At 72.9% G+C, this 19,738-nt stretch carries 19 protein-coding genes; 11 read left to right on the top strand and 8 right to left on the bottom strand.

Annotated elements, in window-relative coordinates; all coding sequences use genetic code 11:
* Nucleotides 1-57: 57 nt before the first annotated feature.
* From V5F59_RS02140 to V5F59_RS02130, 3 genes are all read right to left on the bottom strand, one after another.
* Complete coding sequence (locus V5F59_RS02140) at nucleotides 58-489, bottom strand: CBS domain-containing protein (RefSeq protein WP_393981961.1); 432 nt, start codon at nucleotides 487-489, stop codon at nucleotides 58-60.
* 225 nt (nucleotides 490-714) lie between these two features.
* Nucleotides 715-1,470 carry a rhomboid family intramembrane serine protease gene (locus tag V5F59_RS02135; protein WP_393981960.1) on the bottom strand — a complete coding sequence of 252 codons (756 nt, stop codon included), beginning with the start codon at nucleotides 1,468-1,470 and terminating at the stop codon, nucleotides 715-717.
* A gap of 70 nt (nucleotides 1,471-1,540) precedes the next feature.
* A complete protein-coding gene (locus tag V5F59_RS02130) occupies nucleotides 1,541-1,891 on the bottom strand; it encodes a hypothetical protein (protein WP_393981959.1) in 351 nt (116 codons plus the stop codon).
* A gap of 197 nt (nucleotides 1,892-2,088) precedes the next feature.
* Between V5F59_RS02130 and V5F59_RS02125 the strand changes: the two genes are divergently transcribed.
* The gene (locus V5F59_RS02125) at nucleotides 2,089-2,760 is read left to right on the top strand and encodes a transglutaminase-like cysteine peptidase (protein ID WP_393981958.1); all 672 of its coding nucleotides are present in this window, start codon (nucleotides 2,089-2,091) and stop codon (nucleotides 2,758-2,760) included.
* Between the two features lie 302 nt (nucleotides 2,761-3,062).
* Here the strand turns inward: V5F59_RS02125 and V5F59_RS02120 are convergent, their stop codons facing one another.
* Nucleotides 3,063-3,593, bottom strand: coding sequence for a gamma carbonic anhydrase family protein (locus V5F59_RS02120; RefSeq protein ID WP_393981957.1), 531 nt, complete (start codon nucleotides 3,591-3,593; stop codon nucleotides 3,063-3,065).
* Nucleotides 3,594-3,838: 245 nt separating this feature from the next.
* On the opposite strand from V5F59_RS02120, the gene V5F59_RS02115 reads away from it, so the two are divergent.
* Complete coding sequence (locus tag V5F59_RS02115) at nucleotides 3,839-5,536, top strand: O-linked N-acetylglucosamine transferase family protein (RefSeq protein WP_509211159.1); 1,698 nt, start codon at nucleotides 3,839-3,841, stop codon at nucleotides 5,534-5,536.
* A 436-nt stretch (nucleotides 5,537-5,972) separates the two neighbouring features.
* A complete protein-coding gene (locus tag V5F59_RS02110) occupies nucleotides 5,973-7,691 on the top strand; it encodes an O-linked N-acetylglucosamine transferase family protein (protein ID WP_509211158.1) in 1,719 nt (572 codons plus the stop codon).
* On the opposite strand, the gene V5F59_RS02105 is transcribed toward V5F59_RS02110, so the two are convergent.
* The gene (locus tag V5F59_RS02105; protein ID WP_393982125.1) at nucleotides 7,574-8,170 is read right to left on the bottom strand and encodes a low affinity iron permease family protein; all 597 of its coding nucleotides are present in this window, start codon (nucleotides 8,168-8,170) and stop codon (nucleotides 7,574-7,576) included. The genes V5F59_RS02110 and V5F59_RS02105 overlap by 118 nt on opposite strands.
* A gap of 171 nt (nucleotides 8,171-8,341) precedes the next feature.
* Between V5F59_RS02105 and V5F59_RS02100 the strand changes: the two genes are divergently transcribed.
* The 5 genes from V5F59_RS02100 to V5F59_RS02080 all read left to right on the top strand — a co-directional run bounded on the left by V5F59_RS02100 (nucleotide 8,342) and on the right by V5F59_RS02080 (nucleotide 11,914).
* On the top strand, nucleotides 8,342-8,686 hold the full coding sequence (locus V5F59_RS02100; RefSeq protein WP_393981955.1) for a hypothetical protein: 345 nt from the start codon (nucleotides 8,342-8,344) through the stop codon (nucleotides 8,684-8,686).
* A 124-nt stretch (nucleotides 8,687-8,810) separates the two neighbouring features.
* Nucleotides 8,811-9,485 (top strand): 5'-methylthioadenosine/S-adenosylhomocysteine nucleosidase, encoded by a 675-nt coding sequence (locus tag V5F59_RS02095; protein ID WP_393981953.1) that lies wholly within the window; start codon nucleotides 8,811-8,813, stop codon nucleotides 9,483-9,485.
* 22 nt (nucleotides 9,486-9,507) lie between these two features.
* On the top strand, nucleotides 9,508-10,809 hold the full coding sequence (locus V5F59_RS02090) for an RsmB/NOP family class I SAM-dependent RNA methyltransferase (RefSeq protein ID WP_393981951.1): 1,302 nt from the start codon (nucleotides 9,508-9,510) through the stop codon (nucleotides 10,807-10,809).
* Entirely contained in the window at nucleotides 10,806-11,501 is a 696-nt protein-coding gene (locus tag V5F59_RS02085; protein ID WP_393981949.1) for a nitroreductase, read from the top strand. The genes V5F59_RS02090 and V5F59_RS02085 overlap by 4 nt, the downstream gene beginning before the upstream one ends.
* A 32-nt stretch (nucleotides 11,502-11,533) precedes the next feature.
* Nucleotides 11,534-11,914, top strand: coding sequence for an alpha-isopropylmalate synthase regulatory domain-containing protein (locus V5F59_RS02080; protein ID WP_393981947.1), 381 nt, complete (start codon nucleotides 11,534-11,536; stop codon nucleotides 11,912-11,914).
* 32 nt (nucleotides 11,915-11,946) lie between these two features.
* Here the strand turns inward: V5F59_RS02080 and V5F59_RS02075 are convergent, their stop codons facing one another.
* Both V5F59_RS02075 and V5F59_RS02070 read right to left on the bottom strand, forming a co-directional pair.
* Nucleotides 11,947-13,254: an ATP-binding protein gene (locus V5F59_RS02075; protein ID WP_393981945.1), complete on the bottom strand. Its 1,308-nt coding sequence runs from the start codon at nucleotides 13,252-13,254 to the stop codon at nucleotides 11,947-11,949.
* Nucleotides 13,251-13,913: a response regulator gene (locus V5F59_RS02070; protein WP_393981943.1), complete on the bottom strand. Its 663-nt coding sequence runs from the start codon at nucleotides 13,911-13,913 to the stop codon at nucleotides 13,251-13,253. Before V5F59_RS02070 ends, V5F59_RS02075 begins: the two co-directional genes overlap by 4 nt.
* A gap of 105 nt (nucleotides 13,914-14,018) precedes the next feature.
* Between V5F59_RS02070 and dsbD the strand changes: the two genes are divergently transcribed.
* The 3 genes from dsbD to V5F59_RS02055 are packed head-to-tail and all read left to right on the top strand — an operon-like array spanning nucleotide 14,019 to nucleotide 17,340.
* Entirely contained in the window at nucleotides 14,019-15,956 is a 1,938-nt protein-coding gene (gene dsbD, locus V5F59_RS02065; RefSeq protein ID WP_393981941.1) for a protein-disulfide reductase DsbD, read from the top strand.
* Nucleotides 15,957-15,982: 26 nt separating this feature from the next.
* Nucleotides 15,983-16,645 carry a DsbA family protein gene (locus V5F59_RS02060; protein WP_393981939.1) on the top strand — a complete coding sequence of 221 codons (663 nt, stop codon included), beginning with the start codon at nucleotides 15,983-15,985 and terminating at the stop codon, nucleotides 16,643-16,645.
* Nucleotides 16,642-17,340 (top strand): L,D-transpeptidase, encoded by a 699-nt coding sequence (locus V5F59_RS02055; protein WP_393981937.1) that lies wholly within the window; start codon nucleotides 16,642-16,644, stop codon nucleotides 17,338-17,340. Before V5F59_RS02060 ends, V5F59_RS02055 begins: the two co-directional genes overlap by 4 nt.
* A gap of 279 nt (nucleotides 17,341-17,619) precedes the next feature.
* Here V5F59_RS02055 and V5F59_RS02050 read toward each other — a convergent pair whose 3' ends face one another.
* A complete protein-coding gene (locus V5F59_RS02050; protein ID WP_393981935.1) occupies nucleotides 17,620-19,704 on the bottom strand; it encodes a c-type cytochrome in 2,085 nt (694 codons plus the stop codon).
* Between the last annotated feature and the right edge of the window lie 34 nt (nucleotides 19,705-19,738).

The following is a 19,738-nucleotide window of genomic DNA, read 5'->3' as shown; positions in this document are numbered from 1 at the left end:
TCCGGACCGCATGCGGATCCCGTATCCGGCCGGCGCCATGCCGGCCGGATCCTCGTGTCAGGCCGACATGATGTAGTCGCGCAGCTGCGCGCTCTCGCGCTCCATCTCCTCCACGCGGAACTTCACCACGTCGCCGATGGAGATGATGCCCACCAGCTTGTCGCCCGACACCACGGGCACGTGGCGGAAGCGGCCGCGGGTCATCCGCTCCATGATGACAGGGATGGTCTCGTCGGGGGTGCAGGTCACCACCGAGCGGGTCATGACCGAGGCGAGCGGCGCGGCAAGCGCCTCGACGCCGCGCTCGCCGATGAGGCGCACCACGTCGCGCTCCGAGATGATGCCTTCCACGGCCATGTGCGAATCCACCACCACGATGGCGCCGATGCGATGCTCCGCGAGGCTGGCCACGGCGGCGCCCAGGGTGCCCTCCGGCTGGATGGTGACGATGTCTTTTCCCTTGTGGGCGAGGATGACGCTGACGGTCATTGGCGTACACTCCCTGTGGTTTGCGGTCGGGGCATTTGGCCCGTGTTCCTGGTCCGGCTCTGGCGCGCCTCGGGGCTCAGCGAGCGGCAGGACTTCTTTCGAACACTTCCGGGATTGGAATGATCCCTCGCATCGCGCTGCGGCGCAAGAGCGCAGGGATCCTGCAAACGTCCCATGCTGCCGAACCGGCGCCGTCCAGGGCGGGGCCGGCGGCCTGCCGCTTCGTCAGTCCGGCCGCGCGGCGGGGCGCCGGCGGGGCACCGGGTCGAACAGGGAGAACAGCAGCAGCCCGGCGAGGAAGCCGCCCACATGGGCCTGCCAGGCGATCTCGGCCCCGTCCGCGCCGGGCATGGAGACGCCCACGGCGAACAGGAGGTTGAGGGCGAACCAGGCCCCCACGAACACCAGCACCCGCCCGTCGCGGAAAGTCTCCAGGAGCGAGCCGGCGGGCTGGTGGTCGGCGAAGATGGAGCGGTAGCCGGACAGCGCGGCCCCGGGGGCGAAGGCGAAGCGCACCGCCGCCGCCATGGTGCCCGACACCGCCGCCGAGGCGCCGATGAGCGGCACCAGAGCATCGGGATGGGTGAGATAATGCGCGCCCGCGCCCGCCGCCGCCGTCACCGCGCAGAACAGGATGAAGCGCCCCGAGCCGAAGCGGCGCGCCACCGGCGTGCCGAAGGCCAGCAGCCACACCACGTTGACGATCACATGCATCCAGTTGGCGTGGAGCAGGCCATAGCTCACCGTCGTCCACACCTTCGGGCCGAGGCCGCCGGGCAGGTAGAAGATGGTGTCCGGCAAGGTGTAGCGGGCCGGGATGAAGGCGAAATAGGTCAGCACCTCCAGATCGGCATCGGGCGAGAGCACCAGCTCGCGCAGGGCATGCACGCCGATGAGCACCAGTGACAGCATCGCAACGGCGCCAGGCACGTTGAAGATGGGCTCGCGGCGCAGGCCGGGATCGGAAGGGCGATAGGGCACGCCCTGCACATAGGCAGCCCCAGGCGGGGCGGCAAGGAAAAAGCAGATGCCCGCGCGGCCGCGGGCCGCCTCACTGCAGGAACAGCCAGAGCAACGCCAGCGCGCCCCCGTAGGTGAGCACCGTCGAGACCCGGAACAGGGCGACGAGGAGGTCCAGCTTCCGGTTGCCCAGCCGGCGCGGGGCGGAGGTGAACGCCCACAGCCCCAGCCGCAGCCGCGCCCGAAACTGCCCCCACTCGTAGCGTGGACCCTGCTGGAGCCGGAACGCCCGCACGTCGGGCGCGCCGAAGCGGGTCCATTCCTCCGGATCCAGCGTCGCGAGCCGCCGGCCGAGGCTCCACAAGGCGCCGGAATGAACGGACCCGACGAGGAAACAGGCGGCGACCAGATAGACCAGATAGGGCGCGATGCGAGCCGCCATGCCAGCCCTCCCCTGCCGCAGCGGCGCAAAGGATAGCGGGGCGCAACCGCCTCCGCCCGCCTTCCGGCTCGACAAAAAGCCGCAGACGCAGGAGGTAGCCAAAGGCCAATGGCGTTAAGGTTAATAGAAGGTTGACGGCGCAATTGCGGCGGGCTTCGGGCATTATCCTTTCATTAACCTCGGTCGGATCCCCCGCCATGTCGCCGCGCACCCTGTCCACGCGCCTTCTGTCCGCCCTCGCCGCCGTGCTGCTGCTCGCCGCCGGCGTCTCTGGCGTCGGAGCCCAGGAAGCCCGCAACGAGACACGCTTCGCGAACCTGTCGCCCGCCTTCGCCCCCCGCCACCTGATGGACGGGCGCAACACCTCTGCGCCCATGGGCTATGTGCGCTTCTGCGCCGAGAACCCCCACGAATGCGACGCCATGGGCCCGGCGGTGCAGATCCTCCGGCTCGATGCCGAGCACAATGCCCAGCTGGAGCGCGTCAACCGCACGGTGAACGAGACCGTCCAGCCGGAGACCGACCTGGAGCATTACGGCGAGACCGAGCGCTGGGCCTACCCCGACGACGGCAAGGGCGACTGCGAGGACTATGTGCTGGAGAAGCGCCGCCGGCTCATCAACCTCGGCTGGCCGAGCTCCGTGCTGCTCATCACCGTGGTGCGCGACCACGAGGGTGACGGCCATGCCGTGCTCACCGTCATCACCGACAAGGGCGACCTGATCCTCGACAACCAGGAAGCCAGGATCCTCAACTGGAAGGACACGGGTTACCGCTTCGTGAAGCGCCAGGCGCAGAATGGGCCGTCCGCCTGGGTGTCCCTCGGCGAGACCGCGGTGCCGCCCGCCGTGGCCGGCACCGGGCACTGAGCCTGGATCAGCGGTCCCGGCCAGCGACCGGAACCGCGCGGGTGCGCCCCGCACCTCGGGGCTCCCGCATGGCGGGTCTTTGAGACCGGCTCCCGCGACAGCAGGAACCGGGCACCGCGCGGGCTCCGATATGCCGGTGCGCGCGCATCCACTCCCATCCCGCGCCGCCGCAAGGGGCGCGAGACAGCAACGGGCCGGAACCGACGCCGCGGTTCCGGCCCGTTCGCAATTCAGGCGGCCAGCGTCGCGGTCCGGGCCCTCAGCCCGGGCCCGTGGCGGCGCCGGGGCGTCGCCGCGCGATCTCAGTCGATGCGCACGAGGCCCTTGGCGAAGCGCTGGAAATTGTGCTGGTAGTGTTCCGCCGTGCCCTTGAGGCGCGCCGCCGTCTCCGCATCGAGCTGCCGGGCCACCTTCGCCGGGGCGCCGACGATGAGGGAGAATTCCTCGAACACCTTGCCTTCCGTCACCAGCGCCTTGGAGCCGACGAGGCAGCTCGCGGCGATCTTCGCGCCGTTGAGCACGGTGGCGCCCATGCCGATGAGGCTGCCGTCGCCCACGGTGCAGCCGTGCAGCGTCGCCATGTGGCCCACGGTCACGTTGGCGCCGAGCACCATGGGGAAGCCCGGATCGGTGTGGAGCACGCAGTTTTCCTGGATGTTCGTGCCCTCGCCGATGACGATCGGCTCGTTGTCGCCGCGGATGACGGAGCCGAACCACACGCTGGCCCCCTCCTTCACGATCACCCGGCCGATGAGGACGGCGGTGGGCGCGATCCAGCAGTTGCCGGATGCGGGAAGCTCGGGGGCAACCCCGTCGAGGGAATAGAGGGGCATCGTTCTCTCCGGTCCACAAGAGCACGCGCCGCCCGGCTCGCATCGCGAGCTGGACGGCATGCGCGGTGTTCGTCCCTGTGCTGGAGAGCGACGGGCCGGGCAAACGGATTGCGCTCGTCCGGATCGCGCTCCAGCGGCGGATGGCGCGTCACTATACCGGCCCCGGCGCGCATGCTAGAGCACCCCGCCGGAAGGTGGGGCGGACCTTCGCCGGCGACCCGCCGCCCGGAGAGCGTCAGAACCCCGTGTCCAGCCCCCAGCTCCCTCCCGATCTCGCGCAGCAGATCTACGACGGCTACCAGTTCCAGCTGCGTGGCCGCTACGAGGAGGCGGCGAACTGCTACCGCCGGGTCCTGCGGCGCCTGCCGAAGCACGCGGACGTGATGCACCTGCTCGCCATGGTGCGCGCCCGCCAGGGCCGGACCGACGAGGCGCTGGCCCTCTATGGCGACGCCGCCGCGCTGAAGCCGCAGGACGCCAAGCTCTGGCACAATTACGGCCTCGCCCTCGGCGGGGTGGAGCGCAATGCGGAGGCCGCCGCGGCGTTCGCCCGCGCGCTCTCCCTCGACCCGTCCTTGCCGGAGGGCCTCGGCATGCTGTTCTCGGCCCGCCGCGCCGTGTGCGACTGGCGGGACGACGACGCCCTCCGCGCCGGCCTCGCCCGGGCGGGCACTCCCGGCCAGCCGGAGGTCCCGGCCTTCTTCACCCTCTGGCTCGACGATCCGGACGTGCAGTTGAGGGCGGCGCGCCAGGTGGTGGCGCGCCGCTGCGCCGGCATCACGCCCCGCCCCCTGCCCGCCGGGCGCGCCCCGGGGCGGCTGCGCATCGGCTACGTCTCGGCCGACTTCCGCCGGCACCCGACCACGCACCTCCTGGCCCGCCTCCTGGAGCTGCACGACCGGGAGCGCTTCGAGATCACCGCCTTCTCCATCGGCCCCGATGACGGCTCGGACTATCGCAAGCGCATCGAGCGCAGCGTCGACCGTTTCGTGGACTGCGCCGCCGATCCCACCCCCGAGGCCACAGCCGGCCGCGCCCGGGCGCTGAACATCGACGTGCTGGTGGACCTGATGGGCCATACCGACGGCAACCGCATCGAGGTCTTCGCCCACCGTGGCGCCCCGGTGCAGGCGGCCTTCCTCGGCTATCCGGGCACCACGGGCGCGCCCTTCATGGATTACGTGATCGCCGATCCCGCCGTGCTGCCCCTCGCCGAGGCCCGCACCTTCGCGGAGAAGGTGGCGCAGCTGCCCGACGCCTACCAGCCCAACGACCCCACCCTTGCGCCCGGCCCGCGCCCCACCCGCGCCGACTGCGGCCTGCCGGAGGAGGGCGTGGTCTTCTGCGCCTTCAACAATTTGCGCAAGGTCGATCCGGACACCTTCGCCATCTGGATGCGGCTGCTGTCCGCCGTGCCCGGGAGCGTCCTGTGGCTCATCGCCGGGGACGCCGCCCGCGCCAACCTCGTCAGGGAGGCCGAGGCGCGCGGCATCGGGGCCGAGCGCCTGGTGTTCGCGCCGCCCCTGCCGCTGGAGGAGCACCTCGCCCGCCTGGCGCTGGCGGACCTGTTCCTCGACACCTTCCCCTACACCGCCCACACCACCGCCAGCGACGCCCTGCGCATGGGCGTGCCCCTCGTCACCCGAACCGGGCGCACCTTCGCCTCGCGGGTGGCGGCGCGGCTGGTGGAGCTGTCGGGCGCGGCGGAGCTCATCGCCGCCTCGCCGCAGGACTATGAGGCGCTGGCCCTCGCCCTGGCCCAGGATCCGGCGCGGCGCGCCGCCATCAGGGCGAAGCTCGTGGACGGGCTCGCCCGCTCTCCCGTGTTCGATATCGACCGCTACCGCCGCCACCTGGAGGCGGCCTACGAGACCATGGTGGCGCGCGTCCTCTCCGGCGCGGCGCCGGACCACATCGTGGTGCCCCCCGCCCCCAACGCCTGAGGGCCGGTCGACCGCCGCCAGCGCCCGATGCGCAGGACGGGAGAATGGGCATGGTGGGATGGACGCCGCCATCCTCCACCGCCCGCCCCTTCGATGACCGAGCGACAAGGTGCCGGCAGGGTCATTCCGCCGCCCGGGGGCCGCGTCGCAGGCCGGGAGGGGGACGATGGCCGCCTTCGCGCCAGCGATGCCCTCCGCCCAGGCGCGGCCACGGTGAACGGCGCCATCGGCCGGCGCGGGGGCCCGCGACCCCTTCGGCGCGGCCTCGATCCAGGCATTGCCGGTGCCGCGCGCCCGGGTCAGGGACGGTCCATCTTGCGATCGGGACCGCACCGCTTATGCAGGGACCCATGCCGCCTGCAAGGCGCGATTCGCCAAGCCCCGCCCGTTCTGCTTGAACGGGCCCGCCCCATCACCGGAACCGCCGCGACCCGCCATGCCGCCCGCCCCGCCCCCGCAGCCCCTGACCCCGGCGCTCCAGAAGCTGCTCTATGACGGCTACCAGCTCCAGCTGCGCGGCCAGTATGAGGAGGCGGCGCGGCTCTACCGCAAGATCCTCAAGGCCGTCCCGGACCAATTGGACGTGCTGCACCTGCTGGGCATCGTGCGCGCCCGCCAGAGCCGGGAGGAAGAGGCCATCGACCTCTACCTGAAGGTGCTCGCCCGCACCCCCGGCGACGCCAAGGTGCTCTACAACCTCGCCCTCGCCTATGGCGCGCTCACCCGCGAGCGGGAATCGGTGGCCACCATGGAGCAGGCGTTCGCCCGCGACCCGTCGCTGCCGCTCGCCGCCAACGTGCTGTTTCCCGCGCGTCGCGCCTGCTGGGACTGGCGCGACCACGACCGCCTGTTCGCCAACCTGCGCGCCGGCGCCATGGGCCAGAGCGCGCCCGCTCTGCCCTTCCTCACCCTGTATGCGGACGAGCCGGCCCTGCACCTCGCCGCCGCCCGGCGGATGGTGGAGGCGGAGAAGACCCCGGCCCAGCGCCTCTCGTTCGACCATGGGGCGCGGCGCGCGGCGACGGGCCCCATCCGGCTCGCCTATCTCTCCGCCGACTTCCGCCGCCACCCGACCACCCACCTCATCTCCAGGCTGCTGAAGCTGCACGACCGCAGCCGCTTCGAGGTCACCGCCATCTCCATCGGCCCGGACGACGGGTCCTGGCAGCGGCAAGGCGTCATGGATGCGGTGGACCGCTTCCTCGACCTCGAGAAGGCGAGCGCCGAGGACATCGCCCGCGAGGTGGCGGGGCTGGGCATCGACGTGCTCATCGACCTCATGGGCCACACCAAGGGCGAGCGCATGGAGGTCTTCGCCCATCGCCCGGCGCCGGTGCAGGCGGGCTTCCTCGGCTATCCCGGCACCAGCGGCGCGCCCTTCTTCGATTACGTGATCGCCGACAAGATCGCCCTGCCCTTCGCGGATGCCGGCTTCTACACGGAGAAGATCGTCCACCTGCCGGACTGCTACCAGCCCAACGACCCGGAGCTGAGGATCGCCCCCCGCCCCACCCGCGCCGCCTGCGGCCTGCCGGAGGACGCCTTCGTCCTCGTGTGCTTCAACGGGGCGGCGAAGCTCGATGCCAACACCTTCTCCGCCTTCTGCCGCATCCTCGATCAGGTGCCCGGCGCCGTGCTGTGGATGCTGGAGGGCCGGGAGGGCGGCGCCGACACCCTGCGCGCCGAGGCGGCCCGGCGGGGCGTCGACCCGGCCCGGCTGGTGTTCGCGCCGCTGGTGCCGCTGGAGGAGCACCTCGCCCGCCTGGCGCTGGCGGACCTGTTCCTCGACACCTTCCCCTACACCGCCCACACCACCGCCAGCGACGCCCTGCGCATGGGCGTGCCCCTCGTCACCCGAACCGGGCGCACCTTCGCCTCGCGGGTGGCGGCCTCCCTGCTCCATCAGGTGGGGCTCGACGACCTGGTGACGGCAGACCTCCGCGCCTTCGAGGCGAAGGCCGTGGCCCTCGCCCGCGACCCCGCCGCCCTCGGCGCGGCGAAGGCGCGGCTCGACGCCGCCCGCGCCACCTCCCCCCTCTACGACACGGCGCGGTTCGCCCGGCACATGGAGGCCGCCTGCGAGACCATGGTCGCCCGCTTCCGCGCCGGCCTGCCGCCGGACGCCTTCGCGGTGGAGGCATTGCCGCGGGGGTGAGGCGATGCCCCCCCTGTTCCCCGGACAGGCCACGGCGCAGCCGGAGCGCCGATCCGGGCCGGAGGAAACGGCGGCGATGCCCTTCCCGTTTCCGCCAAGGCGCCTCCCCGACCTCGTCGCCGGCTCGGGGGCCCCCTCTGCGGCCGCGCCCCGGCCCCACGGGGCGTCCGGGCCCTGTCGGCGAAGGAGGGCATATCCCAGGCGCAGGCGCTCCAGCGTCTCCGCGTCGAGGTTCTCCAGGTCCAGCAACAAGGCGCGGGGCCGTCGAGGCGGGCGATCATCTCGTCGTCTTGATCTGCGGTGTCGCGGTTCCGGCTGTTCCGGATCAGGAACACCATCAGGACGGTGACGATGGTGGTGGTGGAGGTGTCGATGGTGAGCTGCCAGGCATCGTTGCAGCCGAGCGGCGGGCGCTTCGCCCGGCCCCCGCTCCACCTGCGCCCGCTCCACCTGCGCCCGCCGCTCCGCCACGGTGGCATCGGCGGGGAAAGGGACATCCTGCCCGGTCCCCGCCGTCGCCTTCTGCTCCGTCGTGGCCGGTTCTGCGTTCGCGGAGGGAACGAACCGCCGCGCCCGTGGTTCCGCTCCAGGCGAGGCTGAAGCTTGGCGTGCCCGCGCCCGCCGTCCCGGACAGCCGATGGAGAGCGAAGATGACGGTGCAGATGATCCTGCTTCCCCTGTTCGTCCACGTGGTGCTGGTGTTCGCCGTTCTGCTGAAGGGGCTGAAGGGCGGCGAGGTGACGGTGGAGAGCGTGCGCGGCGCCCTCGCGGCGCTGCTGTTCTATGCCCTCACCGCCCTCTCCCTGTTCACCCGCAAGGCGGACGTGCTGTTCGTGCTGCTCGCCTGGGTGTTCGTGGCGCTGCGCGTCGCCGCCGTCTTCCCGGAGATCCTGTCCGCAAGGGCCCGCGGGCGCGTCAGCCTCGACGGCATCTCCATCGCCCTGCTGGCGGTGATGTGGGCCATCTTCATCCTCGCCGTCCTGCTCAACATCTGAGCGCCGGGCAGGCGCTCGCGGCCCGCCCCCTTGCCGCCTTGTGAGCGGCAGGGCGGTTGACAGGACCGCCCCGGCGGCGGAGGAGTGCATTTTTCGCCCCCTTTGCCCCGCCCAAGGTGCACCGATGGATGACCCCGCCCGCCATGTCCTGCCCGTCGGCGGCCACAGCGTCCTGTTCGTGATGGCCACAAGCCAGGAATACGGGCCGCACCTCCAATCCCGCATCGACCCGCTCATCACCGGCGTCGGCCCGGTTGAGGCGGCGGTGGAGACGGCGCGGGCGCTGGCCGTGCTGGCCCACGCCGGGCGGCTGCCGGACCTCGTCTTCACCCTCGGCTCGGCCGGCTCGCGCCGGCTCGACCATGCGGAGGTCTACCAGGTCTCCCGCGTCGCCTACCGCGACATGGACGCCTCGGCGCTGGGCTTCGAGAAGGGCCGCACCCCCTTCGTCGACGAGCCGGCGGTGATCGACCTGCCCCACCGCATCAGGGGCGTGCCGGAGGCCTCGCTCTCCACCGGCGGCAACATCGTCTCCGGCGCCGCCTACGAGGCCATCGCCGAGGACATGGTGGACATGGAAAGCTTCGCCGTGCTGCGCGCCGCCCGCCGCTTCCGCCTGCCGCTCATGGGCCTGCGCGGCATCTCCGACGGCAAGGCGGAGCTCACCGGCTACGGCGACTGGACCGAATATCTCCACGTGATCGACGAGAAGCTCGCCCAGGCGCTCGACCTCTTCGCCCGGCAGATGGAAACGGAAGGCCTTGCCGCCCATCCGCCCGCCGCGGCTCCCACCCCCTGACGGGCCTCATGACGGAACGAGAATGACCCCCGCCGCCCGCCTGTCCGCCGCCATCGAGGTGCTTGCGGATCTCAACGCCCGCCGCCGCCCCGCCGGCGATGCCCTCAAGGACTGGGGCCTTTCCCACCGCTTCGCCGGCTCCGGCGACCGCGCGGCCATCGCCGGCCTCGTCTACGACACCCTGCGCCGGCGCGCCTCCGCCGCTCATGTGATGGGATCGGAGGAGCCGCGCGCCCTGGTGCTCGGCATGCTGGCGCTCATGCGCGGCCTCGACATGGAGGCCATCGCCATGCTGGCGGACGGCGGCCGCTTCGCGCCCTCCCCTTTGTCGGAGGACGAGCGCGCCCGCCTTGCCGATCCCGACCTCTCCACCGCCCCGCCGTTCGTGCGCGGGGACTATCCCCAGTGGCTCCACGCCTCCCTGCGCCATGTGTTCGGCGAGGAGGTGGTGGCCGAGGGCGAGGCGCTCGCCACCCGCGCGCCCCTCGACCTGCGCATCAACACCCTGAAGGGCGAGCCGGAGGCGGTGCGCGCCGCTCTCGCCCACCTCCATCCCGAGCCCGGCCGCTTCTCGCCGCTGGCCCTGCGCATCCGCCTCGATTCCGAGGGCAAGGCCCCGCCCGTCTCCGCCGAGCCCGCCTTCATCCGCGGCGAGGTGGAGGTGCAGGACGAGGGCTCCCAGCTCGCCGCCATCCTCGCCCGCCCGGTGCCCGGCTCCCAGGTGCTGGACCTGTGCGCGGGCGCCGGCGGCAAGACGCTGGAGTTCGCCGCCCTCATGGACAACAAGGGCCAGCTCTATGCCCATGACAGCGACATCCGCCGCCTGAAGCCCATGCACGAGCGCCTCGCCCGCGCCGGCGTGCGCAACGTGCAGGTGCGGAGCCCGCGCGGCGCCGAGGACGTGCTCCACGACCTCGAAGGCCGCATGGACCTGGTGCTGGTGGACGCCCCCTGCACCGGCACCGGCACCTGGCGCCGCAACCCGGACGCCAAGTGGCGGGTGCGCCCCGGCGCGCTGGCCCAGCGCACCGCCGAGCAGGCGAAGATCCTGGATGAGGCCGTCCGTTACGTGCGGCCGGGCGGGCGGCTCGCTTATGTCACCTGCTCGCTGCTGGACGAGGAGAACGGGGCGCAGGTGCGCGCCCTCATCGCCAAGCACCCCGACTTCTCCCCCGTGCCTCCCGCCGAAACCGTGCTCGCCCTCGGCGCCACCGGCCCGGCGCTGGCGGCGGCGGCGCTCACCAGTCGCGAGGGCCTCACCCTGAGCCCGCGCCGCACCGGAACGGACGGCTTCTTCATCAGCGTGTTGAGGCGCGCCCCATGACGGACCTTGCCACTCCCCTCGGCGTGCTCGACGCCATCGCCGGCCGGCGCTCCATCCGCTCCTTCCTCCCCCGGGAGGTGCCGCGCGCCACGGTGGAGGCGATCCTCGAGGTCGCCGCCCGCGCGCCCTCCGGCTCCAACATCCAGCCGTGGAAGGTGACGGTGCTCACCGGCGCGCCGCTCGCCGCGCTCACCGCCGGGCTCCACGCCCTCGCGCTCGCGGGCGACCCCGGCTCAGACGCCTATACCTATTATCCCAAGGCCTGGCGCGAGCCCTATCTTGCCCGGCGGCGCAAGGTGGGCTGGGACCTCTACGGGGCGCTGGGCATCTCCCGCCGCGACACCGACCGCATGCGCGCCCAGACTGCCCGCAACTTCCTGTTCTTCGATGCGCCGGTGGGCCTCCTGTTCACCATCGACCGGGACATGGAGCTGGGCTCCTGGCTCGACTACGGGATGTTCCTCGAGAACATCATGATCGCCGCCCGCGGCTTCGGGCTCGACACCTGCCCCCAGGCGGCGTTCATCACCTATGCCGAGGAGATCGCCCGCCGCCTCGCCATCCCCGACACGGAGACGCTGGTGTGCGGCATGGCGCTGGGCTTCGCCGACCCGGACGCCCCGGAGAACCGCTTCGAGACCGAGCGCGCACCCGTCTCCACCTTCACCCGCTTCGTGGACCGGCTCGACTGACGCCAAGGGCCGGTGGACGTAACCACCGGCCTTTGAAGAAGCCCGCGCGGCCCCTCTGCAACGCCACCGCCCCCTTGTTCCGCCGGATGGTGTTCGGCGGGGAGCGGCAGGCGGCACGCGCCGGTTCGCCGGGCGCATCCGCCATCAGGGGCGCGCGGTGCCGGTGGCCGGGCGGGGGCAACGGTCTCGTCGCGGCGGCGGTGGCGGCCATGGCGGAGCATTTCGGCATCGCGCCGGAGGTCGTGGGCTTCCAGCAGCATGCCTTGCGCCAGCGCGCCGACGCGCAGGCGGTGGCCTGTGCGGAATGCGCCACGGCGGACGGCGGCCGCGCCTTCGGGGTGGGCATCGGTACGGACGTGGCCGCCGCCCTCACGGCGGTGCTCGGCGCCGCCGGCGGGGTGCGCCACGCCTGAGAATACCGTGCGGGGCCAGCCCCCCGCACGCCTCAGCGCCAGATCAGGCGGGCGATGAGGCCGGTCCGGTCGGCGCGGTTCTCCAGCACGAGCCGCGCCCCGGCCCGCGCCGCCGCCAGCGTGGCGATGGTGAGGCCGAGCCCGCTGCCGGAGGCGCTGCGGTGCCGGCCGCGATAGAAGCGCTCGGCCACCCGCGGGAGCTCCTCGCCGGGTATGCCCGGCCCCTCGTCCTCCACGCACAGGCCGTCCGGGGTGCGCCGCCAGCTGACCGCGCCCGGCCCCGCCATGTGCTCCACCGCATTCTCATGCAGGTTGCGCAGCGCCAGGTGCAGGGCCTCGCGGTCGCCCTTCAGCGGCAGGCCGTTCAAGGCGGCATCGAGGGCGACGCTCACCCCCGCCCGCGCCGGCGACTGGTGCACGATCTCCCGCAGCAGGCTGCCGGCATCCACCGTCTCGGCGGCCGCCTGCGACGGCTCCGCCTCCAGCTTCGCCAGCACCAGCAATTGCCGCACGAGGCGGGTGGTGCGGTCCACCGAGACCAGGATCTGCTTGAGCGCCCCTTCCCGCGTCGCCCCCTCGCCGGCGGCAAGGGCGATCTGCGCCTGGGTCTTCAGGCCGGCCAGCGGCGTGCGCAGCTCGTGGGCGGCGAAGGCGGTCACCTCCCGCTCGTGCCGGCGCGCCGCCTCCACCTTGCCGAACAGGCCGTTCAGGGCCTCGAGCAGCGGGCGGATCTCGTCCGGCGCATGCGCGGGGGAGACCGCGCGCATGTCCTCCGCGTCGCGGGCGGCGATGTCCCGGGCCACCGCATGGAGCGGCGCCAGGCCGCGCCCGAGGCTGACCCAGATGAGCAGCCCCAGCAATGGCACGATGAGCACCACCGGCGCCAGAAGGCCCGCCACCAGGTCGCGCACCAGCCGGTCGCGCAGGCCGATGCGGTCCCCCACCATCACCCGCACGCCCTTGTCCTGGTCGAGGATGGTGTAGACCCGCCACGGCTCGCCGTTCACCGTGCGCCGGGAATAGCCTTCCGCAGGGCCGGCCAGCGCCTCCTGCGGCGCGCCGGAGGAGCGGGCGACCAGCCTGCCGTCCAGCGACCAGATCTGGCACGAGAGCTGGCGCTCGTAGCCCGTCTCCTGGAACGGGGAGGCCGCCGCCGCGGCGGCGATGTTGCCCCCCGCCACCAGCGAATGGACCATGCGCGCGGCTTCCTGGAGCCGGGTGTCCAGCACGTGCTCCAGCTCGGCACGGCTGGAGAGATAGATCCATGCCACCGCGCTCAGCCAGATGGCCCCCGTGGCGGCGATGAGGATGAGGAACAGGCGGCGCCGCAGCGAGGTCATGGCGCACCCCGCACGCGATAGCCCAGGCCCCGCACCGTCTCGATGGCGTCCCGCCCCACCTTGGCCCTGAGGTTGTGGATGTGGACCTCCACCGTGTTGCTCTCCACCTCCTCCTGCCAGCCGTAGAGCCGCTCCTCGATCTCGCCCCGGGAGCGGATCACCCCCGGCCGCTCCATGAGGGCGGCGAGCACGGCGAACTCGCGCCGCGACAGGGCGACCGGGCGACCCTCCACGGTGGCGGCGAGGGTGGCGGGATCGAGCACCAGCGCCCCCGCCTTCAGCATGGGCCCGGCCCGCCCCTGCCCGCGCCGGGCGATGGCGCGCACGCGGGCCGCCAGCTCGTCAAGGTCGAAGGGCTTGCCGAGATAATCGTCGGCCCCGGCATCGAGGCCGCGGATGCGGTCGGAGGTCTCGTCGAGGGCGGTGAGCAGCAGCACCGGGGTGGCGTCGTTGCCGGCGCGCAGGCCGGCGAGAAGGTCGAGGCCCGAGCCGTCCGGCAGCATCAGGTCCAGCACCACGGCGTCGAAGCGGCTGGCGGCGAGCGCCGCGCGCGCGTCGGCACAGCGCATCACGCCGTCCACCGTCGCCCCCGCGAGGGCGAGCCCAACCTTCAGCCCGTCCATGAGGACCGGATCGTCCTCGACGACGAGAATGCGCATGACCGTCCTTCTGCCCCCGTCCTCTCCTGTCCGTGACCAGTCTCTACCGCGAGCTTAAGGCTGGCTTAAGGTGGGCGGCCGAGGCAGCGGGCCATGAGATTGCCCGTGACGAGCCCCCCTCCCCGCGCCGCGACGATGCCCCTGCGGGGGCCCCTCGGCTCGGCCCCCGGCCGCCATCCGGCCCTCCTTATGGCCCTTCTCCTCGCCCTTCTCGCGCCGGCCGCGGCAACCGCCGGCGCGCCGCAGCCGCTGAAGGCGGACGAGGCCTTCCGCCTCGCCGCCGCGCGCACGGCAGACGGCACCCTGACCCTGTCCTGGCAGATCGCGCCGGGCACCTATCTCTACCGCGACAGCCTGAAGGCGGAGCTGGCGGGCACCCCCGTCGCCCTCGCCACCCCTGCCGGCGAGGCGAAGGACGATCCCAACTTCGGGCCAGTGGACGTCTATCACCACGCCACCCAGGCCACCGCCCCGGGCCTTCCCGCCGGCGGCGGCCTCGAGGTCTCCTTCCAGGGCTGCGCCGAGGCGGGCATCTGCTATCCGGTGGTGACGCGGCGCGTCGACCTCGCCTCCCTGAAGGTGGAGATGCCCGGCCCCGGACCGGCCGCGGCCCTGCGCGCCGCCAGCTCCCCGCCGCCGGGCGGCGATGCGGCCAGTTCCGCCCCGCAGGGCGGCGGCGCCTCCATGCCCTTCGGTCCCGCCCGCCGCGACGCCGCGGCGCCCGCGTCCGCCGGGGATGGCGCCGCCGCCGTGCCCGCCCCTTCCGACGCCGCCGCCTCGCAGACGGGCGCGGCGCTCTTCGACGCCAGCCTCCGCGCGCTGCTGGCGGCCTTCCTCGGCTTCGGGCTGGTGCTCGCCTTCACCCCCTGCGTGTTCCCCATGCTGCCCATCCTCTCCGGCATCCTCGCCGGAGGCGGGGTGCGGCCGACGCCGGGACGGGGCTTCGCCCTCTCCGCCGCCTACGGCCTCGCCATGGCGGCGGCCTACGGGGTGCTCGGCGTCGCCGCCGGCTGGTCGGGGGCGAACCTGCAGGCGGCGGTGCAGACGCCCCTCGCCCTCGGGCTGCTGGCGGCGGTGTTCGTCGCCCTCGCCCTGTCCATGTTCGGCCTGTTCGAGCTGGCCCTGCCGGCGGCGCTGGGAGCGCGGCTGCCGCGCCTCGGCAACGGCTCGCTGGCCGGCGCAGCCGGGCTCGGCTTCGCCTCGGCGCTGGTGGTGGGCCCGTGCGTGACGCCGCCGCTCGCCGCCGCCATGCTCTATGCCGCGCAGACGGGGGATGCCGCGCGCGGCGGGGCGGCGCTGTTCATGCTCGGCCTCGGCATGAGCCTGCCTTTGGTGCTGGTGGGCACCTTCGGCGCGCAGGCGCTGCCGCGCTCGGGGCCCTGGCTGCTGCGCATCCGCCAGGCCTGCGGCGTGGTCTTCCTGGCGGTCGCCGCCCTCCTCGCCGCGCGGCTGCTGCCGGGGCCGGCGGGCGTCGCCCTGTGGGGAGCGCTGGCCATGGGCCTCGGCGTGTTCCTCGGCGCGCTGGAGCGGGCCGGCCGCGCCCCCGCCGCGCGCCTCGCCAAGGCGGCGGGGCTGGTGGCGCTGGTCTATGGCGGCGCGCTGGTGGTGGGCGCCGCCGCCGGTGCGGACGATCCCCTGCGCCCCCTCGCCGGCCTTGCCGAAGCGCCGCGCGCCATGCCGGCGGCACCGGAGGTGCGCGTCGCCACCCCCGCGGCCCTCGAAGCCGCCGTGGCGGCGGCCACCGCCGGCGGGCGGCCGGTGCTGGTCTCCTTCACCGCCGGCTGGTGCACCGTGTGCCGCTCCAACGAACAGGTGATGGCCGACCCCGCCCTTGCCCCACGCCTCGCCCGCCTGCCGCGCGTCACCGCGGACGTGACCGACTATGGCGAGGGCGCCCGGGCCCTCATGGCCCGCTTCTCGGTGGTGGGCCCGCCCACCCTCTTCCTCATGGACGGCGCCGGGCGCGAGCGTGACGGCTCGCGCCGCATCGGCGCCCTCACCCCCGCGGATCTGGACCGCCTCATGGCCGAGGCCGGCCTGTGACCCCTCCCACCTTCCCCGGAGACCATATGCGACGCAGGGATCTCATCCGCCTCGCCGCCCTGTCCCTCCTTCCGCCGGCGCTGCTGGCGGCAGGCGCGGGGCGGGCGGGAGCGCAAGGCGCGCCACAGGCGCCGGCCATCGACGTGGAAGCGATCCTCCGCGACCCGCAGGCGCCGGGGGCGGGCAATCCGGAGGGGGACGTCACCATCGTCGCCTTCCTCGACTACAATTGCCCCTTCTGCAAGACGTCCGCCCCGGACCTCGCCCGCGTGGTGAAGGAGGATGGGCGCATCCGCCTTGTCTACAAGGACTGGCCCATCCTCACCGAGGCCTCGGTCTACGGCGCGCAGCTGGCGCTCGCGGCGAAATACCAGGGCAGGTATGGCGAGGTGCACGACGCGCTGATGCGCATCCCCGGCCGGCGCATCCCCGAGGAGGAGATGCTGAAGGCGGTGGCCGCATCCGGCGTCGACCTCGACCGGCTGATGGCGGACCTGAAAGCCCATATCGGCGAGATCGGCGCGCTGCTGAAGCGCAACGCCACCCAGGCGGAGTCCCTCGGCCTGCAAGGCACGCCCACCTATCTGGTGGGCCCGCTGCTCGCCTCCACCCTCGATTATGCGAGCTTCAGGCGCGCTATCGCCGAGGCCCGGCGGCGGCAGGCGGCGGAACAGGCGGCGGCGCAGTGAGGCGGCCCGCCCCCTTCGCCGCCCTGCGCCACGGCCCGGCGCCCACCCGCCGCGCGCTGCTTTCAACGCTGCTGCTGCCGCTGGCCCTCGGCGCCTGCGTCACCACCCAGCCCGACACGGCGGTGGTGAAGGCGCCGCGCATCGCCCCGGCCGATGCCGCCCGCTACGGCGCGCTGGAGGACGGCGGTTTCTCCATCCCCGCCGTCGATCCGGACGAGATCAAGCCCCGCAACGTGCGCCAGCAGGTGAACGACCCCACCGGCCAGATGCCCGGCACGCTGGTGGTGGATCCCAAGCACCGCTTCCTCTACCTGGTGCAGGAGAACGGCAAGGCCCTGCGTTACGGCGTGGGGGTCGGCCGCGAGGGGCTGGAATTCTCCGGCACCGCCACCGTGGGCACCAAGCGCGAATGGCCGGGCTGGCGGCCCACCGACGCCATGATCGCCCGCGAGCCGGCGAAGTACCGCCCCTGGGCCGGCGGCATGGCCGGCGGGGCGGGCAACCCGCTCGGCGCCCGCGCGCTCTATCTGTTCAAGGACGGCAAGGACACGCTCTACCGCATCCACGGCACCACCGAGCCGTGGACGATCGGCGAGGCCGTGTCCTCCGGCTGCATCCGCATGATGAACCAGGACGTCATCGACCTTTATCGCCGCGTGCCGGACGGGGCGAAGGTGGTGGTGCTGCCGGTCTGATTATCCCGCCCGTCTATCGTCCCGCGACGGGGGGATATGCGAACGCCCGGGCCTTGCGGCCCGGGCGTTCGTTCATCAGCACGCCGCGCCACGGCGGCGGGAAGGCGCCGCTTCCCGGACCAGCAACGGCCATGGGCCACGCCTGTCCGGACGGTCGGCTCCCGAGACCGGAGCGGGCCAGGCCCGTTCCGGGCCGAGCGCCGGGCCGGGGCGCGGGGGCGGCTCCTCCGCACGGCCGTCACCCCCAGGGAGTGACGGCCGCTCCTCATCGGATCGCGCTCAATACCGGGCGTCCGCCGGCTTCTTGTCCTTCGGCCAGTCATTCACCTTGGCCGCGAAGTCCGGGCGGGGCATGTGGCTGAAGTATTCCGCCACGTCCACCGCCTCCTGGTCGGAGAGGCCGCCCTGGCCCAGCGGGAAGCCCGCGTGGAAGCCGATGGGCATGTTGCGCTTCACGAAGGCCGCCGCCGTATAGGTGCGGGCCATGCCGGCGCCGATGTTGAAGGACTGGTCCCCCCACAGGGGCGGGTAGACCACCTGGCCCTTCGCATCCTTCAGCCCCTCGCCGTCCGCCCCGTGGCAGACCGCGCACTGGGCGGCGTAGACCCTGGCGCCGTTCTCGGGATCCGGCTTGATCTTCGGGTCGATCTTGCCGACGCCACGGCCCTCCACCTTGTCCTCCGGCTTGGTCTCGCGCTTCATCCAGTCGAAATAGGCGACCATGGCCTTCATGTCGTCGCCGTCCTTCGCCAGCGGCTTGCCGTTCATGGAGCGCAGGAAGCAGCCGTTGATGCGGTCCTCCAGCGTGATCTCCCGGCCGGCCCGCGGCGCGTAGCTGGGGAAGAAGGCGGAGACGCCCACATAAGGCGAGCCGTCCGCCACCGTGCCGCCATTGAGGTGGCAGGAGGTGCAGTTCAGCACATTGCCCACGTTCTTCGGCAGCAGGGTGTGGGTCTCCGTGTTGAGGCGCATGCCGCGCACCAGCTGGTCGGCATCGGCCTCCTTCAGCACGTCGGCGATGCGCGGCGTGTCGAAGGGGCGGGTGTCCACCTTGGGATCGAGGGCGGCGCGGGCCGCCTTCACCTGCGCCGGCGTCACCGCCGGGGCATCGGCGCCCCAATTGGCCCGCACGAAGGTGAGGATCTCGGCGATCTCCTCATCGGAGAGCCGGGCGAAGCCGGGCATGGTGAAGACCCGCGCATGGGCCTGCGTCTGCGCCGTGGTCCAGCCGGTCAGGGTGATGTGCACCAGCGTGGAGGGATCCTTCGCCGCCACCGTGGGGTTGCCCGACAAGGGCGGGAACACCTTGGCGACGCCGGCCCCGCTCAGGCGGTGGCAATCGGCGCAGAACTGGGCGTAGGCGAGGCCGCCACGGGTGGTGAACATGTCCGCCGGCACGTCCTCGCCGGCCGAAGGCGGGCGCCCCGCATAGGGATGGTCGGACGGCAGGGACTTCAGATAGGTGGCGATGGCCACGAGGTCGTCATCGGTGAAGTTCTGGGTGGAGTTGTGGATCACCTCGGTCATGGAGCCGGAGACGGTGGCATAGCGGTTCTGCCCGGTCTTCAGCAGCTCCACCGTGTCCGCGACGGTCCACAGATTGCGCAGGTTGATGGCATTCCATTCCTCCACCCTGGAGCCGGAGAGGAAGGCGTCGCCATCCTTCTCGGACAAGGCGCGCTCCTCGAAGCCGATGCCCCGCGGCGTGTGGCAGGCGCCGCAGTGGCCGAGGCCCTGCACCAGATAAGCGCCGCGGTTCCACACCGCGTCCTTGCCCGCATCCGCCGCGAAGGGGCGGGCGTCGTGGAACAGGGCGTTCCAGAAGGCCAGCGTCCAGCGCTGGTTGAAGGGAAAGCCGATGCCGGACGGCGTGTTGGCACGGTCCGCCGGCGCCACGCCCCGCATGAGGTAGGCGTAGAGGGCGAACATGTCCTCCGGCGACACCTTGGCATAGGAGGGATAGGGCATGGCGGGATACATGTGCGTGCCGTCCGCCGTCACGCCCTGGCGCATGGCCCGGTCGAAGGCGCCGAAGCTGTAGCCGCCGATGCCGGTCTTCGCGTCCGGGGTGATGTTGGTGGAATAGAGCACGCCGAACGGCGTCTCCAGGGGCCGTCCGCCGGCCATGGGCGTGCCGCCCGGCGCGGTGTGGCAGGCGACGCAGTCGCCCAGCTCCGCCATGTACTTGCCGCGGGCGATGAGGGCCGGGTCGGCCACCTCCGGCAAGGCGCGCCCCGCCTCCTTCACCCGCGGCGGGGTGACGACCCACCAGAAGACCCCCGCCCCCACCACGGCCGCCGCAGCCGCCAGCGTTCCCAGAGTCCGCCATCTGGACCCGGGTCTCGCCGTTCCTTCGTCGTTCATCGAACGACCTCCCGCTCACGGCGGAAAGCAGCCG

It is taken from the genome of Xanthobacter nonsaccharivorans, from assembly GCF_043194755.2.
GTDB classification, from domain to species: domain Bacteria; phylum Pseudomonadota; class Alphaproteobacteria; order Rhizobiales; family Xanthobacteraceae; genus Xanthobacter; species Xanthobacter autotrophicus_G.
Note: the sequence above shows the minus strand (reverse complement) of the source record. Positions and strands in the feature narration are given on the sequence as shown.

Coding starts and splice junctions, on each gene's coding strand:
- V5F59_RS02140 (WP_393981961.1), bottom strand. CDS start 489: ATGACCGTCAGCGTCATCCTCGCCCACAAGGGAAAAGACATCGTCACC.
- V5F59_RS02130 (WP_393981959.1), bottom strand. CDS start 1,891: ATGGCGGCTCGCATCGCGCCCTATCTGGTCTATCTGGTCGCCGCCTGT.
- V5F59_RS02125 (WP_393981958.1), top strand. CDS start 2,089: ATGTCGCCGCGCACCCTGTCCACGCGCCTTCTGTCCGCCCTCGCCGCC.
- V5F59_RS02120 (WP_393981957.1), bottom strand. CDS start 3,593: ATGCCCCTCTATTCCCTCGACGGGGTTGCCCCCGAGCTTCCCGCATCC.
- V5F59_RS02110 (WP_509211158.1), top strand. CDS start 5,973: ATGCCGCCCGCCCCGCCCCCGCAGCCCCTGACCCCGGCGCTCCAGAAG.
- V5F59_RS02105 (WP_393982125.1), bottom strand. CDS start 8,170: ATGCCACCGTGGCGGAGCGGCGGGCGCAGGTGGAGCGGGCGCAGGTGG.
- V5F59_RS02100 (WP_393981955.1), top strand. CDS start 8,342: ATGACGGTGCAGATGATCCTGCTTCCCCTGTTCGTCCACGTGGTGCTG.
- V5F59_RS02095 (WP_393981953.1), top strand. CDS start 8,811: ATGGATGACCCCGCCCGCCATGTCCTGCCCGTCGGCGGCCACAGCGTC.
- V5F59_RS02090 (WP_393981951.1), top strand. CDS start 9,508: ATGACCCCCGCCGCCCGCCTGTCCGCCGCCATCGAGGTGCTTGCGGAT.
- V5F59_RS02085 (WP_393981949.1), top strand. CDS start 10,806: ATGACGGACCTTGCCACTCCCCTCGGCGTGCTCGACGCCATCGCCGGC.
- V5F59_RS02075 (WP_393981945.1), bottom strand. CDS start 13,254: ATGACCTCGCTGCGGCGCCGCCTGTTCCTCATCCTCATCGCCGCCACG.
- V5F59_RS02070 (WP_393981943.1), bottom strand. CDS start 13,913: ATGCGCATTCTCGTCGTCGAGGACGATCCGGTCCTCATGGACGGGCTG.
- V5F59_RS02060 (WP_393981939.1), top strand. CDS start 15,983: ATGCGACGCAGGGATCTCATCCGCCTCGCCGCCCTGTCCCTCCTTCCG.
- V5F59_RS02050 (WP_393981935.1), bottom strand. CDS start 19,704: ATGAACGACGAAGGAACGGCGAGACCCGGGTCCAGATGGCGGACTCTG.